Here is a 19,598-nt window from a genome sequence, read left to right as displayed (position 1 = left end):
TCAAAGCGCACGTCCCATGAGCGTCAGGGCCGCCTTGCGCGGACCCTGTGAAGACCTGGGGCAACACTCGCCCGCCTTCCCTGCCCGGATGGGAACCGCAGGTGTCGAGCACGCCCTGCCAGGCCCGAGCAACCCACGAAAACCGCAGGTCAGATCCCCTTTGCAGTAAACTCAAGAATCGCCACGTACTCCACATGAGGCGCCCTTGCCTCGTCGAACGTCAGGAAACGGGGAACCAGGTCGCGAGGCGCTTGGCGATCGCCGGTACATCGACGTTGTCCTGCGCGACTTCCTCGACGAACGGGCCGGCCACGGAAACGGGGGGCGGGACGGTACTCACGCTGACGCCGTTGAACCGCAGGAAGACACGCATGGCGAGCCAGGCGGTGCGCTTGTTGCCGTCGATCAGCGCGTGGTTGCGGGCGACGGAGTGCAGCAGTGCCGCAGCCTTCTCGTGCAGCGTGGGATACAGCTCGGCCCCGAACACGTTCGTCCGGGGCCGCTCGATCGCCGACACCAGGAGACCCATGTCACGCACGCTGTGCTCGGTGCCGTTGACCGTACGGGCGATGGCCAGAATCTCGTCGATCTGGATGTAGCGCAGGTCCGTCACTTCAGGTAGTCCAGGATCTCCGCATCGCTGTCCATCAGCTCGGCGAGGACGTCATCGACCTTCAGCTCGGCCCGCTCCTGGGCGTTACGGATGGCCTCGATGGCAAGTTCCTGCTTACTGCGGCCCTCCCGACGGGCCCGCTCGGTGAGCTTCGCGTCAAGGTCCTCGGGGAGTCGAAGTGTCATCGCCATACAGGGATGATACCAGACTGGTATCAAGTGGCACGGTCGGGCCACGCTCGGCTCCGCGGAGCGTGGGACCAAGCAGCCGTGCGCATCGCTACCGCGGAGGCCCAAAGACTTCCATCGCGAGCGTCATCCGAGCGTCAAGAATCCCGCGAGAGCCACTTGAAGGCATCGCCGTTGCAAGCGCCTCGCTCACGAATTCGCAGGTCAGAGAGCTCTCGGAGATCGATCTGTCCGCTCGAACCGCTCCACGGAGGGAAACAGGTCGAGCAACCCACCCGGACATCAAAAGCGCAGGTCAGGAGCCCTTGCCCGCAGGCTCGAGGATCGCAACACACTCCACATGCGAAGTCATCGGAAAGATGTCGGCTGCAGCGAGGCCCGGAAAAGTGCAGGTCGGAGCCCATTGAGCGGCCAGCTCTACCGTCCGCGGGCGTCCGGAGCGTCAAACGAGCGTCATGGCCAACAGCCCCACACCCCTCTTCAGGAGGGAGACCTGACCAGTTGCCCCCAACTCGATTGAGGGAACCGAGCAGCCTGGAGTTGCTGTGGGCTCGAGCGCCAAGGGCCCCTGAGCTACTCACTGGCCTGGTCCGGGCTGGGCGTCAGAGGGCTGCGCTCGGCGTCAGATGTACGGAGGCTCGATACGCGCGTGGCGCCAGGGGAGCAGAGCGGGACCAGCACGGCGTGACAGATGACGTGCTCCGTTCGTTGTTCTGATGAATCGATGTCGGAGCGTATGTAGTCCTGCCTGCGCACCTCTATATATGAGCGAGGGAAGCCTGTGCGTTTGTGGCGGCGGTGTCTGGATGCGGCAGGAGTGGAAGAGGGGCGGCTGCGGGCCGACTACGGTCACGTTGCGCGGTTCCTCATGCGTAGTGATCCAGCGGCTTACGCAGCTGCTCGGGTTCTGGCGCCGGCGGCTTCCCAGCCGCATCTGCTCGCCGGTTTCGCGTTCGCGTCCTTCACCGACGACGTGTGTGATTCGGGCGCCCTTGAGGAGCGCAGGCGACGCTTCGACTGGTGGGTGGGCCTGGTGCGGACGGGGCTGGACACCGGCCGGGTGGAGCACCCGTTACTCCGGGCTTTCCTGCACACTTCCGAAGAGTGCGGTCTGCCGCGGCGATGGGTCGAGTCCTATCTGGAGGGTACGCAGATCGATCTGGGCTTCCCTGGCTTCGTCAACGAATCCGACTACCAGGCGTATATCGATCAGCTCACCTGGCCGTTCGCCATGCTCACCACCGGCCTGGTGCAGCCAGGTGGTGAGGACGAGCAGTTCGCCAGCTCCTGTCGGCTGCTCGCCGACGGGTGCCAGCGCACCGATTTCCTCGCCGACCTGGCGGAGGATCTGCGGGGCGGAAACCTCTACCTGCCTACCGACGACCTTCAGCGGCACGGCGTGACGCGTGGCGATCTCGAGCAGGGCCGGGACACTCCTGGTGTCCGCGCGCTGATCTCAGCGACTGCGGACACGGCGCATGCCACGCTCGAAGAGGCGAGCCGAATCGTCGACGAAGTCGCGGAGCCCCATCGTCCGTTGGTGCGCTGTGTATTGCGTCTGCACCACCAGCGGCTTCGGGCCATCGCTGCGCGGGGTGCCGATGTCGCGCGCGGCCCCCTGCGGGACCGGCCGGTGGCATGTCTGCGTCTGCTGGTTCAGGAGCGCCGGTCTGTTGTGGAGCGGGCGTGATTCAGCGCCGTTCCTGTCGTTGTTGATGCATGCAGATCAAATGCTTGACGTGGCGCTGCAGGCGGCGCGGGCTGTTGCGGAATCCGGGCGTACCGGCCGGGCGAAGCTCCCGGGTTCAGCTTTCCGTCGGCCAGGCGGGTCAGCTTGCGGACCAGGTAGGAGGAGTCGGCCTGTGACGTCGCCTGTCATCGGGATCCAGGAAGAAATCGACCTGTCGGCGGTACGCGAGCGAGTCGATGCGGTATTGCGGGATTTCTTGGACGAAAAGATCCGCTCGGCGGGTGGGCGGAACCTTCCACCGGAGGTGGTGGACACGCTGCGGTCCTTCCTGACTGCCGGCGGCAAACGCATCCGTGCTCTGCTGTGTGTGGTGGGCTGGCATGCCGCCGGCGGCCGTGGGGACACGGAGTCGGCCGTGCGGGTGGCCGCGTCGCTGGAGCTGTTCGTGGCCTTCGCCCTCATCCACGACGACATCATGGACGACTCGGTCAGCCGCCGGGGCCGCCCCGCCGTTCACCGGGCCCTGCGCCCCCGCCTGGTTCCGTCGCAGCGCGCGGAGCGGCTCGGTGCGGGTGGCGCCCTACTGGTGGGCAACCTTGCCTTGATCTGGGCGCAGGAGCTGCTGCACACCGCTCAGCTGTCCTGCGAGAGGCGGCAAGCGGTGCACGCGTTGTACGACGCGATGCTGGAAGAGGTGATGTACGGCCAGTACCTGGACGTGATGGGCACCGGCCTGGACGCGGATGATGTCGAGGCGGCATTGAGGATCGTCCGCTACAAGACCGCTACCGCGACGGTCGAGAGACCCTTACAGCTGGGTGCTGCCGTCGCCGGGGCCGGCGCGGAGGTCCTGGATCGGTTCACCGACCTCGGGCTGCCGCTGGGTGAGGCTTTCCAGCTCCGGGATGATCTGCTGGACGTGTTCGGCAGCACGGACGGCGCGGGTGCTCCGGGACTGGGTGATCTGCGGGAAGGAAAGCGCACCGTGCTGCTGGCTCTGGGTATGCAGGCGGCCGGTCCCGAGCAGCGGCAGCGTCTTGGTGATCTGGTGGGCCGGTCTGACCTGGACGAGTGCGGGGCGGGCGAAGTGAGGACCATCCTGGAGTCGACGGAAGCGCGAAAACGAACAGAGGCCATGATCACTGCCCGTTATGATTACGTCGTGCAGGTGCTTGAGACGGCTGCGTTCCCGCCCGCCGCCTACCGCGCTTTGCATGGGCTGGCCGTTGCCGCCATCTCCTACAGTTCCTGAGCTCGGGGCCCCCGTCCCGACAGCCGCCGCGAAGGACCGGTACGTCGGCAGGCAGTGAAGCGCGCCGGTGTCTCACTCCGGGCTGCCGTCGGCGGTCTACGCCTGTCCTATGTCTTTTCGATCAGGAGGACCTCCCTGTGACTGATGCCGCTGTCCTGACCTCCCGGATCCGGACGCGTCTGGCCGGATACGAGAACCGCTTCAGCACGCTGTTCGAACAGTACTTCCACACTCTCGGCACTGATTTCGAGGTGCCCGCGTTCAGCGTGTTCACGCCCGAGTGCCTGCACCTGCTGCGGGACCTGTCGCTGCGTGGGGGGAAGCGGATGCGCGTGGCGCTGGTCCATGAAGCCGCCCGCCTGGTGACCACGGAGCCGGTCGAGGCAGTGGACGAAGCCGCGTTGAGCGTCGAGCTGCTACAGACGCACGGGCTGATCCACGACGACATCATCGACGACAGCCCCACTCGCCGGGACGGCCCCTCCACCTACTACGCCTACCGGCACAAGTTCCCCGACCACCCGCAGGCCGCCCTAGGACTTGCCATCCTTGCCGGCGATCTAGCGCTCGCCCTGTCCCTGCGGGTACTGCTGGAGTCCACAGCCCCCCCTGCGATCCGGCAGGCCATGGTCGAAGTGCAGACCAGGGCAGCTTCAGACACCTTCGTCGGCCAGATCATCGACCTTGAGCGCGACTTCTCCCCGGCCACGGAAGAGGAAGCGCTCCACTGTGTGGCCGACCACAAGACCGCTCGCTACTCGGTACTGGCCCCGATGCAGCTGGGGTTGCTTGCCGCAGGCGGGCACCCGGACCTCTTCGAGACGGAGCTGCGCCGCTACGCCCGGCTGGTGGGGATCGGCGGGCAGATGCGCGACGACTACCTCGACCTGTTCGGAGACCCACAGATCATGGGCAAGCCCGTGGGGGCCGACATCCGGAGCGGGCGGCGCAACTACACCGTCCATGCCATCCTCGCGGCCGCCACGGATGCCGAGAGGACCGTGGTGGAATCCGCGCTCGGTGACCCAAACTGCACCGAGGAGACCATCGCAGCCGTCCGCGACATCGCCGAGCGCCGCCGGGTGCCGGTGAAGATGCGCAGCGGCATGCAGCGCTACGCGGAACTGGCCTCGGCCGAGGCGGCCGACTGGCGCTCGAGGTGGCGCCCGGAGTCGGTCGCGTTCTTCGAGTACCTACCGCAGTGGGCCATGGAACGGATCCGATAGCGCCCGCCGGACACCGGCCGAAGAAGGACGCGCCTCATGTCCCAGGCACGACGCGCGTGACGAGAGCTCAGCGTGCCGCGGGCGGCCCCACGCGGTCGGCGGCAATCAAGGGAGACCAGGTACCCAGTCGGCTCCGAGCGGAGCATCTCACGGTATCTGAGCAGAGGCGGCGGCGCCCCTGGCGGTGTGCTGATCAGCCGCCCGAACGGCCGGTAGACGCTGCGTTCGGGTGCGTACGGCGAAGGCCGTCATGCCCAGCGCGGCCATACCAAGAGCCCAGCCGGCACCCAGCAACAAAGAGCTCCAGGGCACGGTCTGCAGCCCGCCGGCTGCGACGGAGGCTTGCACCGCGCCGTGGGCGGGGAGGTAGCGCACGACGGGGCTGTCGGCGTTCGGGTTGATCATCGGGTTCTGCAGCAGCAGGTCGATGGAGCTGGTCATGATGGCCAGGAACATCCCGGCGAGTTCACTGCGCAGCACGGCCGCGAGCCCGATGCCGAATGCTCCGTAGGTGAGGGCGCCGATGAACATGCCTGCGGCGAACACCATGGGCTGCGCCGGGTGCCAAAGCAGGTGGGTCCAGGCGGTGGCGTAGACAGCGACCACTGCGGCCACCACGACCAGCGTGGCGCATTTCGCCGCCGCCAGACAGGACCGCAGGTAGCCCGCCTGCACCAGACGCCGGTCGAACAAGGCGGAGCGGGCAGTAGCGATGAACATCATGAAAGCGATGACCAAGGTCAGAGCCTGCAGTGCCCCGGTGATCTGGGTCAGGACGTTGGCGTCCATGACCAGCCAACGGTCCACCGCGCGCACGTGGAACCGCAGCGGCGTCCGGGCCACCACCTCGAACGCCAGGGTCGTCCACAGCGGGACGAACAGCAGCACGATAAGCAGCGCCAACCGGTTGCGGGCCTGTTCGATGAGCGCGAACCGCAGCGCGGTCCCCAGGCAGGACCACCACCGCTTCACGAGTCCCACCCGCCGGCGCCGGCCTGATCGGCTTCATGGAGAACGCCTGCCTCCAGGCGGTACAGGATGTCCAGGCGGGAGGCATCGTAGGCGAGGTGGGAGACCACCAGCACCGCGCGCCCCCGGTCGCACAGGGTTCTGGCCAGGTCCCAGAAGCGCAGGTAGGTGTCCCAGTCGAAGCCCTGGTACGGCTCGTCCAGGAGCAGCACCTGCGGATCGTGCATCAAGGCCAGGACGAGGTTGAGCTTCTGCCGGGTCCCGCCACTGAGCGTTTCCACGCGCTGGTCCCGGTAGCCGGTGCAGTTCAGCTGCTCCAGCAGTTCGAAGGCCCGGTCGAGACGGTTCAGGCCATAGGCCGTCCGGAGGAAGAGCAGATGCTGCTCGACGGTGAACGCCCCGTGGAGCACCGCGTCCTGCGGACAGCTGCCCACCGTTCCCCGGAGCTCCGCCACACCACTGTCCGCGGCCAGGTCACCGGTGAGGATCCGCAGCAGCGTGCTCTTCCCGGCGCCGTTCTCACCCACCACACCCACCATCTGCCCTGGTAACAAGTCCAGAGATACCCCCCGTAGGACGGGGCGGTTCCGATAGCTCTTGTACACGTCCCTCATGCGCAGGCTCGGCCGGCACTCGGCCGTGGCGGAGGTATCTCCATACAGCGCACGCGCCTGGTGGCCGGCCGTTCGCATCACACGCGCCCCGTCTGCTCGATCATGGTCATATCCTGGCGCGGCTCGCGCCGCGGCCGGCATGTCACAGTCCTTTGCGTCGTTGACGGCCCTGGTAGTCCTCCAACGCTTCCTCCAGGGCAGACGCGTCGAAATCCGGCCACAGGACAGGAGAGAAGTACAGCTCTGAGTGCAGCGTCTGCCACGGCATGAAGCCCGACAGCCGGGTCTCCCCAGAGGTCCGGATCACCAGATCCGGATCGGGCAGGCCGGCGGTGTCGAGGTGCCGAGCCAGTTCCTCGGCGCTCAAGGGCTCCTGCCCTGGAAGGAGGTGACCGTCCGCGGCACGGCTGTCCACAAGCCTACGCACCGCACGAGTGATCTCATCCTGCCCGCCATAAGCGATGGCGAAGTTCACCAGCGGGCCCTGAACAGTACTGCTGCGGTGTGCATGGTCGTGCAGTTCTGCCGCCATGGGGGGCGGCAGAAGATTCAGATCGCCGAGGAACCCGATACGCCACTGCCCCGCAGAGGCGATGTGTCCCACGAACGCCGCGATTACGGGAAGCCCCTGGTACACCTCCGCGCGGGACCGGCTGAGATTGTCGATGGACGTCGTCCATAGCGTGAGGACTTCGATCCCGGTGCCCGTGCGGCATCGGTCGAGAAGTTCCAGCGTCCGCTCGCAGCCGCGTCGATGGCCCTCCAGGCTCGGGAGGCCCTTGTCCTCGGCCCAGCGCCGGTTGCCGTCGGGAATGACTGCCAGGTGACGAAGCGGGGGAACGACAGCAGGCGGATCGGCAAGGCTCGCCCCGGCGGCGAGCGGGAGGGCGCATTCAGCGTCCGCCGCAGAAACGATGGGGCTCCGCCCGCCCGAGGCGCCTACGCTCACCATGATCCACTCCTCGTCGGCACCCGGTCTCCAGGCCGACTGCGATTCCGTCTCGCCAGCCGTCTACCCGTACAACGACCGTTCCCTCCTGACGCAACGCCCGTCGAACACGGTCTGCGCCGCAGCCGGTGTACGTCGGAGTGACGCCGAACCTCCGCGGCGACCGCCAGGGATCAACCGGAGGGCGGGAGATCGATGTGGTTGGCGCGCACCTCTGCTGGCCCTCCCGGACCGCTTCACGATCCGGTCCATGGTCGAGCGCGGCACGGACACGCATCCGGCCCCTGCCTTGGCCTCAGCGGCTCCCGCTCCCGTGGGGTGGCGTCCGCCGCCGCGGTGTTCTGCCGGTCTGCTGTGCCGCATCCGGGCCGTGAGCGCGAGGGCGCTCAGGACGGCCGAGGTGACCAGCATCTGTCGTGACGCGGTGCGCACGTGGATACTCCTTGAACCCGGAACCCGGAACCCGGGCGGACGGGCCGTGAACCGATCGGGCCGGCGTGATTCAGAACCGCGGGAGCGGGCCGCTGCAGGTGGCGCGGCCGTACGTCCCGCTGGAGGTCGCGCGCTGGACATGCACGCCACGGACAGCGAGGGCGCAGGCCGCCTGGCCGCCCTGATCGCCAAGGACGATGGCCACGGTCGGATCCTTGCCAAGGGGGACCTGCACGGTCTTCTTCCACGGCAGGGCGGCGTCCTTGACGACGGTCGCTGAGCCGGACTCGCTGCGGGCGAGGTAGGAGATCTCGACGGTGCCCTTCCCTGTGACCTCGTACGTCACCTCGGCGGTCGGGACGGCGGGGGGGGGACGGCGGACTGCTCGTCGGTGGCGAACACGCCGTAGCCGACGAGGCCGCCGCACGCGAGCAGCACGGCGGCGGCAATGGCTACGCCTTGACGCCCTGCGCCCTGACTCCGACCGGAGTTCTGCTCACCCTTCTCACTTTCCTGCTGGTTGCTCCTTGTTTCCAGTTCCGCGATTTCTGAGGATTTGCTGGCCGGCATGCCGGATCCCGTCTTTCGATGGGTGCGCTGAAGTCGAACCGGGCGGTTATACACCACGGCGGAACAGCCGCGCCAACGACCGGAAGAAAGGGGCGAACCACTCGCCTTCAGGCCGTCATTCGTCCCTGAATGTCCGTGAGGTTGACGCCGCCCTGCCGACCTGACTAGAAATCACCACACCCCTGGCCAGGGGTGACATATGTTCACCCCGCAGTCGGCCCGAAATTTCGGGTCGGCATGATTGGCGTGCCCGTTTTCTCATGCAAGGGCCGCCCCAGAAAGGACATTGTGAAAGCAAGACTGGCAAGAATAATCTCCTGCCTTGTGGTGTCGGCGGTCGCAGGTACTGCGCTACCGCAGGTGGCTTACGCTGCCCCGGCACCCAATGAAGACGACGGAAACGGCATTGTCGACACGGTCAAGGGCTGGTTTCGGACGATGAAGAAAAGGAACTGGCCAAACCCCCGGTCGGGGGGAAGTACGAGATACCGGGCCGGGAAAAGCTTCCGAAGGCCGAGCGTGTCAGGGAGCTGAGCGACCGGCGCACCGCGCAGGCACGGTTCTGGGAGATGTCGGACGGGCGGGTGGAGGCCGAGCTGTCGGCGATCCCGGTTTCGTACAGGGCCGAAAAGTCCTGGAAATCGATCGACACTTCTGTCCGTGCGTCGGGCGCCAAGGGCTTCGACTTCGCCAACACCGCCAACTCCGGGCGGAGCTGGTTCGGTTCGGACCCGAAGAAGCTGATGCGCTTCGAGGCGCCGGACGGCCGCTCGGTCAGCCTGGGCCTGGAGGGCGGCAAGAAGGATCTCGCTCCTACCGCCAAGCGTGGCTACGCCGTCGCCTACACGGGCCTCAACCAGGTTCAGAAGGTGACGGAGTCGCTGTCCGGCGCGGAGAAGAAGACGACGTCGTACACGTACAACGCCAACGGGCAGTCGGAGACCGTCAGCCACCCCAGCCAGTTCTCCAAGTACACCTACGACCTGCGCGATCAGGTCAAGACGGTGTCTGTCGGCAAGTCCGCGGCAGACGCGGCTCCCAAGGCCACGTCGTACACGTACACCGACCATGGCCAGAAACTGAAGGAGACCAAGGACAACGGCAACACCGTCGACCACACCTACTACCTCAACGGTGCGCTGAAGTCGACGGCGGAGAAGAAGGCGAACGGCACGCTGGTCGCCTCCCACGCCTACGCCTACGCCTACGCCTATGACGCCAACGGCAACAAGGCACAAGACGCCGCGCGGAAGATGAACGCCGACAACCACGCGGCATACCTCGAATCCACGACCAACCACACCTATGATCCGGCCGACCGACTCATCAGGACGGGCAACGGCACCGGCACGGACACCTACGTTCACGACGACAACGCCAACGTCATCTCGCAGACGGTCAAGAACGTCACGACCGCCTACGAATACGACCGCAACCGGCTTCTCCGGGCCACCGCCGGCGGCTCGGCGGCCACCTACAGCTACGACCCCTTCGGCCGCCAGCAGTCGGTCGCCTCGGGCGGCAAGGTCATCGGGCGGAGCCTGTACGACGGCTTCGACCACGTCATCGAGTCCCAGAAGCTGGACGCCGACGGCGCTATGAAGTCGACGACGTTCACCTTCGACCCGCTGGACCGCACCGCGACGAAGACGGCGGCGGGCAAGACCACGGACTTCGCGTACCTGGGCCTGTCCGGCGAGGTCCTCGACGAGAAGGTGGCCGGCGAGCTGACCAAGTCCTACCAGTACAGCCCGTGGGGCGAGCGTCTGTCGCAGGTCAAGCACAGAACCGACGGCACGACGGAGGACGGCTACTACGGCTACAACAGCCACACCGACGTCGAGACGCTGACCGACAAGAACGGCGACACCAGGGCCACCTACGGCTACACCGCCTACGGCAGCAACGACGAACCCGAGTTCACCGGCATCGACAAGCCCGAGGCCGGAGACCCGACGAAGGAGGAGTACAACCCCTACCGCTTCAACGCGAAGCGCTGGGACTCGCAGTCGGGCGCGTACGACATGGGTTTCCGCGACTACGACCCAGGGCTCAACCGATTCACCACGCGGGACATGTACAACGGCGCCCTGGCCGACATGAGCCTGGGTTCGGACCCGTTCACCAGCAATCGCTATGCCTTCACCGGCGGCAACCCGGTGAGCGGTGTGGAACTCGACGGGCACCTTGTCTGGTTCGGTATTCCGGCCGTCTACTACGGATGGGCGGCGCTCTTCGGAACCGCCGCCGTAGCGTCGACTCCGCAAGGCCAGGAGAACCTGCAGAACGCCGGGCAAGCCATCGGCAGCATGCTGCGGCCGTCCGCGGATGACTCCGGATCCAGCGATTCCTCCGCCCGGTCACGTCCGGGTCCCACCCCCGCGCCGTCGGCAAATGGCGCGCCCAGACCACAGCCGCGGGGTACCGACAACAGCAACTTCTCCTGCAACCCGATGCCTCTGATCGACGGAGGACGGATCTACGGAGGCTTGGAGGAGTACACGAACCACACGGGGAGCAAGGGCTGCAGGGCGACCGGCGCCTTTGCATTCCTCACCAAGGCCGACCGCCGATCGCGCACCGGCGCGAATGGCATGCCGAAATACCCCGAATGCGAACCGTCTGTTTCGCCGGACGGAATGGGAGAGATCAAGGCAGGAGGAGGGGAGCCGCAAGCCGGCCACCTGATAGGTTATTGGGGCAAGGGAACCGGCCAGGACGTCCGAAACCTGGTGGCTCTGCACGGCAGCGCAAACAGAAGAATGGCCAGCAAGGTGGAGCACTTCGGGTGGACGGCCTTGAATAAGGGCAACACTCTATCCATATCGGTCACTCCCATATACGGAGACCCTCGTTCGGCTGTCCCTACGATCGTCCGGGTCGGAATGACCGCATACGGGCCTCCGGGCAGTATCGTGAACAGCTTCTCGTGCACAGCGATCAACTCCGGAACCGGAATCGGCTCGAAATGCTAGAAGGGACAACTCAGTGGCAACGCTTTCAGAGATCAAAGCCCTGTTGGGCGAGCCCCGGTTCAACTGGTCGGATCCAGCACCATGGATCGAATTGGAGCGGGAAATCGGTGCCGAATTCCCGGCAGACTTTCGCGAGATCGTGAACGCCTACGGTTCGATCGAGATCAATGGACAGCTGTATCTCAAACACCCCGCCAGCCACCTACTGCACGACCTCGGAAGATTCATCAGGGAGAATTTCGAGCTCTGGAGCGAGGAGGACATGGCAGAATTCCTGCCCAGTCCGGTAGGGACGAACCCCGGTGAGCTGATCCCGGCGGCGACGGCAACAACAGGGGAAGCGATATTCCTTCGCGTTCCCGATGATTCTTCTCCGTCCTGGCGCGTCGTCGTCCAGGAGTTCGACAGTCCGGCCTGGACTCTTTACGAGATGACTTTCAGCGAATGGCTGCTGGATTATCTCAAGGGGCGGGACGTGACGTTGTGCTCTCGCGACCGCGCGCCTGATGGCCCGTCCTGGGAATTCCTTCCCTGAAAAACGAACGCGGCGGCATCTGCTGTTTTGGCGAAAGGAGATTCTACCGCGTTCCGAAGCGTCGCATCGAACGCTTCGGGCGACCCTTTCCGCTGGTGGCTCGGATCCCCTTGCCGATCAACGGAACGACCAGCGGAGCCCTACCATCCATGGGTGGGGCTCCGCTGGGCTACGGGCGTTTTTCCAGCAAAGAGAGGGCGGCGACAGTGAACAACCCTTTCCATCTTGATCAGGTGGCAAGTTCGAGTGCGACGACGGCACGGACGACGGTGGCGATCCGGGTGGTGCCGCAGCGGAGACCGCGCAGGAGCCGCCAGCATCTGAGGGTGGCCGTGGCACGTTCGCCAAGGCTGCGGATCTTGGCGTGATCGCGGTTGTGACGCCGAGCGCGTCCGAAGCCCGGATCAGGCGTCCGGCCGGACCCGCGATGACCTGCACGTTCAGCCCGTGGTGCTTCTTCCTCCCCGAGCAGTACGGGCGGTCAGCGGCAATGCAGTCGAATCGAACATGCGTCCAGCAGCTCACCCCCGTGACGGACTACTGGATTTCCACGCCGTGACCAGCCCCGCGAGGGCGTCTGCGGCCTCCGCGGACGAGAGCGAGGCCAAGTGGTCCCGGCTGGAGAACCCGGCCCGGTCGGTGCTGCGCGGCTCCGACGGCATGGCCCGCTCCGACGAGGGCGCCGACGGGCACCCGCGCCGAAACAGCTTTCGCCGAGGCCCGGGACTGCGTCATTGTCTCCACCAGCACACTCGAACTCGGCATCGATGTAGGCGACTTGGACCGAGTGATTCAACTCGACGCCCCCGCTACCGTCGCCTCATTCCTTCAGCGCATCGGACGGACCGGCCGCCGACCGGGCACTCTCCGCAACTGCCTGTTCCTCGCGGTGAGCGAGGAGGCCCTACTCTCCTCAGCAGCTCTGCTCCTGCAGTGGTCCCGCGGCTGGGTCGAACCCGTCATCGCCCCTCCAGAGCCGCGTCACCTGGTCGCCCAGCAGCTCCTCGCGCTGTGCCTCCAGGAGCACCGGGTCGGCGAAAACCTCTGGCAGCAGTGGTGGAACGGACTCATCCCGTTCCGAGCCGGAGCCGAGCCTGTCGTCAACCACCTCGTCCAGGAGGGCTATCTGGACCAGGACGGCGGCCTGCTGTTCATCGGCCCCGAGGCAGAACGCCGCTACGGGCACCGCCACTTCATGAATCTCACCGCCGTCTTCGCCTCACCCCCCGAGTTCACCGTGTTCAACGGCCGCAACGAAATCGGTCGCACCGACCCCGACCTGCTCACCGAGGAGATCGAAGGCCCCCGCCGACTCCTGCTCGCGGGCCGCAACTGGCAGGTGACGTACATCGACTGGCACCGCAAGCGCTGCTTCGTGGAACCGGTCGACGAAGGCGGGCGCGCCCGCTGGAACGGGTTCGGAGCCGAGCGTGTCCGCTCCTTCACCCTCACTCGTGCGACCAGGGACGTCCTGCTGGGAGAAGACCCTCCGGTACGTCTCACCAACCGGGCCTCTCTGCGGCTCGCAGAAGCACGCGAGAGGTTCCTGGACACGGTCCACCCCGGCGGAACTCTGATCGTCCGGCGCGACGGCGGGGACGTTCGATGGTGGACCTGGGCCGGGCACCGCGCGAACGCCACACTGGCCGCCACGCTCCCCTCCGTCGTCGTTCCGCACCGCCGAACGAACGGCGACTGGATCCGGCTTCGCGAGGACCTCACACCGCCACGCTGGCAGAACGCCTTGCGCGACGCCCAAGCGAACCTCGCCCTCCCCCAAGTCGACAGCCACGCGATCCGCGGCCTCAAGTGCAGCGAGGCGCTCCCCTCCCGTCTGGCCGAAGCAACACTCGCCGCACGCCTCATGGACTCAACGGGCGCGGAAACCGCCCTCACTGAATCCATTCGGCTCTCCACGCTCACCGACAGGTAGACACGCCTCGGCCACAACCTCGCTCCCTCGATGGGGGTCGGATCGCCGCAGAAGACGGTCGTCTCGCGGGTGAGGCGGGGCCATGAGATTGGCCCTGGCGAGGTGGACCACCGTTTGAGAGCGGTCTGGCAGGGTTTCGTAGTCGCCAGGCGCATACAGGCGAGATGGAAACGCAGCACACGCGCGCCAGCCCCTCAAAACAGGCCCGCTCGGCGCCACGAAATTCCCGGCACCTTGCCACACCCGCACAGCCAGGAGGCCATCTGATCAGCAAAGCAACACACCTGACAGCCCATCAGAACGAGCGTCAAATGAGCGTCAGGTTGCATCGCAGAGCGTTATTTCAGCGTCAAGATATCGCCCGTACCGCCCACAGCGCACATAACGCACACCACTCAAACCGGCAGGTCAGGCAGCCTTTGCGATGGGTTCAAGGATCGCGACGCACTCCACGTGATGCGTCATCGGGAACAGGTCGAACGCCCGCAGCGTCCGCACCTTGTACCCGCCCTCCGCGAAGTACGCCAGGTCCCGCGCCAGCGCCGCCGGGTCGCAGGCCACGTAGGCGATCTTGCGTGCGCCCAGCCCCGACAGGTGCTTGACCACCTGCTTGCCCGCGCCCGCGCGCGGCGGGTCCAGGACGATCAGGTCGCATTCGGTGATGCCCGTACGGGGCAGGACCTGGTCGACCTTGCCCTGTTCGATGCGGACCCGGTCCAGGTCCTTGAGGTTGTGGCGGGCGTCTTCGACCGCGCGCTTGCCGGACTCGATGCCGAGCACCGCGCCCTTCTCGCCGATGCGCTGGCCGATGGCTCCGGCGAAGAGGCCGACGCCGCAGTAGAGGTCGAGGGCCGTGTCGTTCTTGCGGGGCAGCAGGCCCTGCATGACCGCGCGGACCAGGGTGTTGGCCGCCTGCGGGTGGACCTGCCAGAAGCCGCCGGAGCCGACGCGGTACGTGCGGTCGTCGGCGCGTTCGCGGACGAAGGCGCGGCCGTGGACGCGGTGGACGCCGCCGTCATGCTCCTCTACGCGGAGTACGGAGACCGGCTTGTCCAGCTCGACCAGGGGGAGCCGGCCGCCGGGCTTCGGGGTGAGGATGACCTGGCGGTCGTTCGAGCCGGTGGCGGTGATCGCCTCCACCGCGGCCAGCTGCGGCCACTCGCGCTTCTCGACGCCGAGTTCCGAAACGCCGGGTGCGGCGATCAGGCAGCGGTCGATCGGCTGGACGTCGTGCGAGCGGTGCTTGCGCAGGCCCGCCCGGCCGTCCGCGTCGACGGTGTACTGGACGCGGGTGCGCCACGCGGGGACCTCGCCCGGCGGGAGCTTGTCGCCCTCGGCGGGCATGACCGTGCCGTCCCAGCCGGCCTCCTCGGGCGTCAGGCCCGCCAGGCGCTGGAGCTGCTCGGCGATCACCTCGCCCTTGAGTCGGCGCTGGGCACCGGGCTTGGCGTGCTGCCAGTCGCAGCCGCCGCACATGCCGGGGCCGGCGTAGGGACACGGGGCCTGGACCCGGTCCTTGGACGGCTCGAGGATCCGTACCGCGTCGGCCCGCAGGAAGCGGGAGTCCGTGTCGCCTTCGGTGACCTTGGCGATGATCTTCTCGCCGGGGAGCGTGTGGCGGACGAAGAGGACCTGGTTCTCGGCGGTACGGGCGATGCAGTGGCCGCCGTGTGCGACGGGACCGACCTCGACCTCGTACTCCTCCCCGACCAGCGACGACGTGGGTGCGTTCTGCATGAGGGGAGGCTCCAGGGAGGGGGAAGGGGGGCATACGGGGCAGGCGTGCGTGCCCGGACGACAGCCCACCAGTCTACGTGCGTCCGGTCGGAGTGCTTACCACGAGCGGTTCCTCCCGTGTCGGTCCCGGCCCCTCAGCCGTGGAGCCGGGGGTTTCAGCCCTTCCGGTCCGGCTCCTTGTGCCGTCGTTCCACCGGGCCCCGGCGTACCGAACCCGGAGCGTTCCACTCCGCGCGCTTCCAGGCCCGCTTCTTCGCCGCCTCGGAGGACTGGAGCTGGTAGGGGACGGAGGTGACCATGACGCCCGGGGTGAACAGCAGGCGGCCCTTGAGGCGCAGGGCACTCTGGTTGTGGAGCAGGTGCTCGTACCAGTGGCCGACCACGTACTCCGGGATGTAGACGCTGATCACATCGCGCGGGCTCTGACGGCGCAGCCCCTTGACGTACTCGATGACCGGGCGGGTCACCTCGCGGTAGGGCGAGTCGAGGATCTTGAGCGGTACGTCGATGCCGCGCCGCTCCCAGTCCTCGCGCAGGGCCTTCGTCTCGGCCGGGTCGACGCTGATGGAGAGCGCCTCCAGGTGGTCCGCGCGGATCAGCTTGGCGTAGGCGAGGGCGCGCAGGGTCGGGCGGTGGAGCTTGGAGACCAGGACGATCGCGTGGACGCGGGAGGGGCGAATGGTTTCGTCCGCAGGGGTCTCGTCGGCTGCGATCTCGGCGGCGACCCGGTCGTAGTGCTTCCGGATCGCGGTCATCGTGCCGTAGAAGATCACCATGCCGAGCAGGGCGACCCAGGCGCCGTGGGTGAACTTGGTGGCCAGGACCACGATCAGCACCAGCCCGGTGAAGAACGCCCCGAAGGCGTTGATGGCACGGGAGCGGACCATGTGGCGGCGCTTGCCCTGGTCGCCCTCGTCGGCGAGCAGGCGGTTCCAGTGCCGCACCATGCCGGTCTGGCTGAGGGTGAAGGAGACGAAGACGCCGACGATGTACAACTGGATGAGGCGCGTGGAGTCGGCGCCGTAGATCCAGACCAACAGGATGGCGGCGCCGGCCAGCAGTACGATGCCGTTGGAGAAGGCCAGCCGGTCGCCGCGGGTGTGCAGTTGGCGGGGCAGATAGCGGTCCTGGGCCAGGATCGACCCGAGCAGCGGGAAGCCGTTGTACGCGGTGTTCGCGGCCAGGAAGAGGACCAGCGCGGTGGCTGCGGCGAGGGCCATGAAGAGGACCGACCCGTGGCCGAAGACCGCCTCCGCGACCTGGGCGATCACCGGGTCCTGGGTGTAGTTCTCGCCGACCGGGACGCCGTCGCGGATCAGGTCCCTCGCCGGGTTCTCGGCCATCTTGACGTCGGTGGCCATGGCCAGGGCGATGATCCCGCAGAACATGGTGACGGCGAGCAGGCCCATCATGGCGAGCGTGGTCGCCGCGTTCTTGGACTTCGGCTTGCGGAAGGCGGGCACCCCGTTGCTGATCGCCTCCACGCCGGTGAGGGCGGCGCAGCCGGAGGAGAAGGCCCGCAGGAGGAGGAAGACGAGCGCGAAACCGGCGAGGCCCTGGTGCTCGGGCTTGATCTCGAACTCGGACGTCGGGGCGTGCATGGTGTCGCCCAGGACCAGTCCCCGGAACGCGCCCCAGAGGATCATGGCGAAGACTCCCGCCACGAAGAGGTACGTGGGGACGGCGAACAGCTTCCCCGACTCCCTGACCCCGCGCAGATTCATCAGCGTGAGCAACACGATGGCGCCGATCGCGCAGAGCGTCTTGTGCTCGACGACGAAGTGGACCGCCGAGCCCAGGTTCTCCACGCCGGCGGAGATCGACACGGCCACGGTGAGGACGTAGTCGACCAGCAGGGCGCTGGCGACGGTCAGTCCGGCCCGGGGGCCGAGGTTGGTGTTGGCGACCTCGTAGTCGCCGCCGCCGCTCGGGTAGGCGCGGACGTTCTGCCGGTAGGAGGTGACGACCGTGAACATGAGGACCACGACGGCCAGCGCGATCCAGGGGCTGAAGTGGTACGCCGACACGCCCGCGATGGACAGGACGAGGAGCACCTCTCCGGGTGCGTACGCCACCGAGGACAGCGGGTCGGACGCGAAGACGGGGAGCGCGATGCGCTTGGGGAGGAGGGTCTCCCCCAGCTTGTCGCTGCGCAGCGCCCGGCCGATCAGGATCCTTTTGGGCACGTCGGTCAGTTTGGACACGCTGAGGATCGTAAGCGGAGCTTGCGCCGGTCACGGACGCCTGAGCGCCGTGGCACCGCTCTCTCCTGCGGCAGGAGCAGGTATCGGCCGTAATCCTTAACGCAATCCTTGCAAACCGGCACAGCGCTTTTACTCCCCCTTTGCCCATGTGTCCCGGGCAACGCACACTCGGAGGAAACGGCGGCCCCCCAGCGGCATAAGCTCATCCCCGGGCAACGCCGAAGCCGTTGCCCCGTTGTTTGCCCGGCAAGCTGAGAGAGAAGTGTGAGCAGCGTGTTTTCGCAGGTCAGCCGGACGACCAGGACGGCGAGGTAGGCGAACGGTGCACATCGTCATCATGGGCTGCGGGCGCGTCGGAGCCGCTCTCGCGCAGACCCTGGAGCAGCAGGGCCACACGGTCGCGGTGGTCGACCAGGACCCCACGGCCTTCCGCCGTCTCGGGTCCGGGTTCGGCGGTCGCCGGGTCACCGGGGTCGGCTTCGATCAGGACACCCTCCGCGAGGCGGGCATCGAGGATGCCGGGGCCTTCGCGGCGGTCAGCAGCGGCGACAACTCCAACATCATCGCGGCCCGCGTGGCCCGCGAGATGTTCTCCATCGAAAATGTCGCGGCCCGCATCTACGACCCGAAGCGGGCCGAGGTCTACCAGCGGCTCGGCATCCCCACCGTGGCCACGGTCCGCTGGACGGCGGACCAGATGCTGCGGCGGCTGCTGCCGTCGGGCGCGGAGCCGCTGTGGCGCGATCCGAGCGGGGGTGTGCAGCTCGCCGAGGTGCACACGACGCCGTCCTGGATCGGTCACCGGATCAGCACGCTCCAGGAGCAGACCGGCGTCCGCGTCGCCTTCCTCACCCGGTTGGGCGAGGCCATACTGCCGACGTCGCAGACCGTCCTGCAGGAGGGCGACCTGGTCCACGTGATGATGCGCACGGACGAGATCGCCAAGGTCGAAGAGGCCTTCGCCGAGGGTCCCGAGGAGGGCGGTCACTGATGCGTGTGTCGATTGCCGGGGCGGGCGCGGTGGGCCGTTCCATCGCCACCGAGCTGCTGGAGAACGGGCACGAGGTGCTGCTCATCGACAAGGCGCCCAGCGCCATCTCGGTGGAGCGGGTCCCGTCGGCCGAGTGGCTGCTCGCGGACGCCTGCGAGATCACGTCGCTGGACGAGGCGGCCCTGCAGCGCTGCAACGTGGTGATCGCGGCGACGGGCGACGACAAGGTGAACCTGGTCGTCTCGCTGCTCGCGAAGACCGAGTACGGCGTGCCGCGGGTGGTGGCGCGGGTCAACCACCCGAAGAACGAGTGGCTGTTCAACGAGTCCTGGGGCGTCGATGTCGCGGTCTCGACCCCGCGGCTGATGTCAGCCCTGGTGGAGGAGGCGGTGAGCGTCGGCGATCTGGTCCGGTTGCTGCGCTTCAGCCACGGCGATGCCAACCTGGTGGAGCTGACGCTGCCGCCGGAATCGGCGCTGGCCGGCACCCGGGTCGGTGACGTGGCATGGCCCGAGGACACCTCGCTGGTCACCATCATCCGTGGGACGCGGGTGCTGACGCCGAGCGCCGAGGAGTCCCTGGAGGCCGGTGACGAGCTGCTGTTCGTGGCGGCCCAGGCGCGCGAGGAGCAGTTGGAGGACCTGTTGTCGGTCCGCCGCGATCTGCCGTCCGACAGCTGACGCGTGAACGTTCCTACAGCTGACGCGTGAGCATAAGAGG

Annotated in this window: 16 protein-coding genes and 2 pseudogenes; 8 read left to right on the top strand and 10 right to left on the bottom strand. The window is 67.2% G+C overall.

The window, feature by feature from the left end:
• Window positions 1-220 precede the first annotated feature (220 nt).
• Both ABZ154_RS01975 and ABZ154_RS01970 read right to left on the bottom strand, forming a co-directional pair.
• Window positions 221-613: a type II toxin-antitoxin system death-on-curing family toxin gene (locus tag ABZ154_RS01975; protein ID WP_356828113.1), complete on the bottom strand. Its 393-nt coding sequence runs from the start codon at window positions 611-613 to the stop codon at window positions 221-223.
• Window positions 610-804, bottom strand: a complete 195-nt coding sequence (locus ABZ154_RS01970; protein ID WP_345983346.1) for a CopG family transcriptional regulator — start codon at window positions 802-804, stop codon at window positions 610-612. Before ABZ154_RS01970 ends, ABZ154_RS01975 begins: the two co-directional genes overlap by 4 nt.
• An 814-nt stretch (window positions 805-1,618) precedes the next feature.
• Here ABZ154_RS01970 and ABZ154_RS01965 point away from each other — a divergent pair.
• From ABZ154_RS01965 to ABZ154_RS01955, 3 genes are all read left to right on the top strand, one after another.
• Window positions 1,619-2,491, top strand: a complete 873-nt coding sequence (locus ABZ154_RS01965) for a squalene/phytoene synthase family protein (RefSeq protein WP_356828111.1) — start codon at window positions 1,619-1,621, stop codon at window positions 2,489-2,491.
• Window positions 2,492-2,663: 172 nt separating this feature from the next.
• Window positions 2,664-3,743 (top strand): polyprenyl synthetase family protein, encoded by a 1,080-nt coding sequence (locus ABZ154_RS01960; RefSeq protein ID WP_356828109.1) that lies wholly within the window; start codon window positions 2,664-2,666, stop codon window positions 3,741-3,743.
• A 137-nt stretch (window positions 3,744-3,880) separates the two neighbouring features.
• On the top strand, window positions 3,881-4,969 hold the full coding sequence (locus tag ABZ154_RS01955; RefSeq protein WP_356828107.1) for a polyprenyl synthetase family protein: 1,089 nt from the start codon (window positions 3,881-3,883) through the stop codon (window positions 4,967-4,969).
• Window positions 4,970-5,116: 147 nt separating this feature from the next.
• Here ABZ154_RS01955 and ABZ154_RS01950 read toward each other — a convergent pair whose 3' ends face one another.
• From ABZ154_RS01950 to ABZ154_RS01930, 5 genes are all read right to left on the bottom strand, one after another.
• Complete coding sequence (locus tag ABZ154_RS01950; protein ID WP_356828105.1) at window positions 5,117-5,941, bottom strand: ABC transporter permease; 825 nt, start codon at window positions 5,939-5,941, stop codon at window positions 5,117-5,119.
• Window positions 5,938-6,552, bottom strand: coding sequence for an ABC transporter ATP-binding protein (locus ABZ154_RS01945; RefSeq protein WP_356828103.1), 615 nt, complete (start codon window positions 6,550-6,552; stop codon window positions 5,938-5,940). Before ABZ154_RS01945 ends, ABZ154_RS01950 begins: the two co-directional genes overlap by 4 nt.
• 142 nt (window positions 6,553-6,694) lie before the next feature.
• A complete protein-coding gene (gene uppS / locus ABZ154_RS01940; RefSeq protein WP_356828101.1) occupies window positions 6,695-7,504 on the bottom strand; it encodes a polyprenyl diphosphate synthase in 810 nt (269 codons plus the stop codon).
• A gap of 499 nt (window positions 7,505-8,003) precedes the next feature.
• Window positions 8,004-8,279: a hypothetical protein gene (locus ABZ154_RS01935; protein ID WP_356828099.1), complete on the bottom strand. Its 276-nt coding sequence runs from the start codon at window positions 8,277-8,279 to the stop codon at window positions 8,004-8,006.
• Window positions 8,276-8,503, bottom strand: a complete 228-nt coding sequence (locus tag ABZ154_RS01930) for a hypothetical protein (protein WP_356828097.1) — start codon at window positions 8,501-8,503, stop codon at window positions 8,276-8,278. Before ABZ154_RS01930 ends, ABZ154_RS01935 begins: the two co-directional genes overlap by 4 nt.
• 569 nt (window positions 8,504-9,072) lie before the next feature.
• Between ABZ154_RS01930 and ABZ154_RS01925 the strand changes: the two genes are divergently transcribed.
• Together ABZ154_RS01925 and ABZ154_RS01920 are read left to right on the top strand one after the other, a co-directional pair.
• The gene (locus tag ABZ154_RS01925) at window positions 9,073-11,478 is read left to right on the top strand and encodes an RHS repeat-associated core domain-containing protein (protein WP_356828095.1); all 2,406 of its coding nucleotides are present in this window, start codon (window positions 9,073-9,075) and stop codon (window positions 11,476-11,478) included.
• A gap of 13 nt (window positions 11,479-11,491) precedes the next feature.
• Window positions 11,492-12,013 (top strand): SMI1/KNR4 family protein, encoded by a 522-nt coding sequence (locus tag ABZ154_RS01920; RefSeq protein WP_356828093.1) that lies wholly within the window; start codon window positions 11,492-11,494, stop codon window positions 12,011-12,013.
• Window positions 12,014-12,242: 229 nt separating this feature from the next.
• Here the strand turns inward: ABZ154_RS01920 and ABZ154_RS01915 are convergent.
• Window positions 12,243-12,511: pseudogene (locus ABZ154_RS01915) on the bottom strand (IS5/IS1182 family transposase); the annotation flags it as partial.
• Between the two features lie 185 nt (window positions 12,512-12,696).
• Between ABZ154_RS01915 and ABZ154_RS01910 the strand changes: the two are divergent.
• Window positions 12,697-13,946: pseudogene (locus ABZ154_RS01910) on the top strand (helicase-related protein); the annotation flags it as partial.
• Window positions 13,947-14,354: 408 nt separating this feature from the next.
• Here ABZ154_RS01910 and ABZ154_RS01905 read toward each other — a convergent pair.
• A complete protein-coding gene (locus ABZ154_RS01905; protein WP_356828091.1) occupies window positions 14,355-15,683 on the bottom strand; it encodes a class I SAM-dependent RNA methyltransferase in 1,329 nt (442 codons plus the stop codon).
• 155 nt (window positions 15,684-15,838) lie between these two features.
• Window positions 15,839-17,887 carry an APC family permease gene (locus ABZ154_RS01900; RefSeq protein WP_356828089.1) on the bottom strand — a complete coding sequence of 683 codons (2,049 nt, stop codon included), beginning with the start codon at window positions 17,885-17,887 and terminating at the stop codon, window positions 15,839-15,841.
• Window positions 17,888-18,209: 322 nt separating this feature from the next.
• On the opposite strand from ABZ154_RS01900, the gene ABZ154_RS01895 reads away from it, so the two are divergent.
• Window positions 18,210-18,878: a TrkA family potassium uptake protein gene (locus ABZ154_RS01895; RefSeq protein ID WP_356828087.1), complete on the top strand. Its 669-nt coding sequence runs from the start codon at window positions 18,210-18,212 to the stop codon at window positions 18,876-18,878.
• A complete protein-coding gene (locus ABZ154_RS01890) occupies window positions 18,878-19,558 on the top strand; it encodes a TrkA family potassium uptake protein (protein WP_356828085.1) in 681 nt (226 codons plus the stop codon). The genes ABZ154_RS01895 and ABZ154_RS01890 overlap by 1 nt, the downstream gene beginning before the upstream one ends.
• Window positions 19,559-19,598 lie beyond the last annotated feature (40 nt).

The sequence above is a fragment of the Streptomyces sp. NPDC006261 genome (assembly GCF_040613515.1).
Taxonomy (GTDB): Bacteria; Actinomycetota; Actinomycetes; order Streptomycetales; family Streptomycetaceae; genus Streptomyces.
Note: the sequence above shows the minus strand (reverse complement) of the source record. Positions and strands in the feature narration are given on the sequence as shown.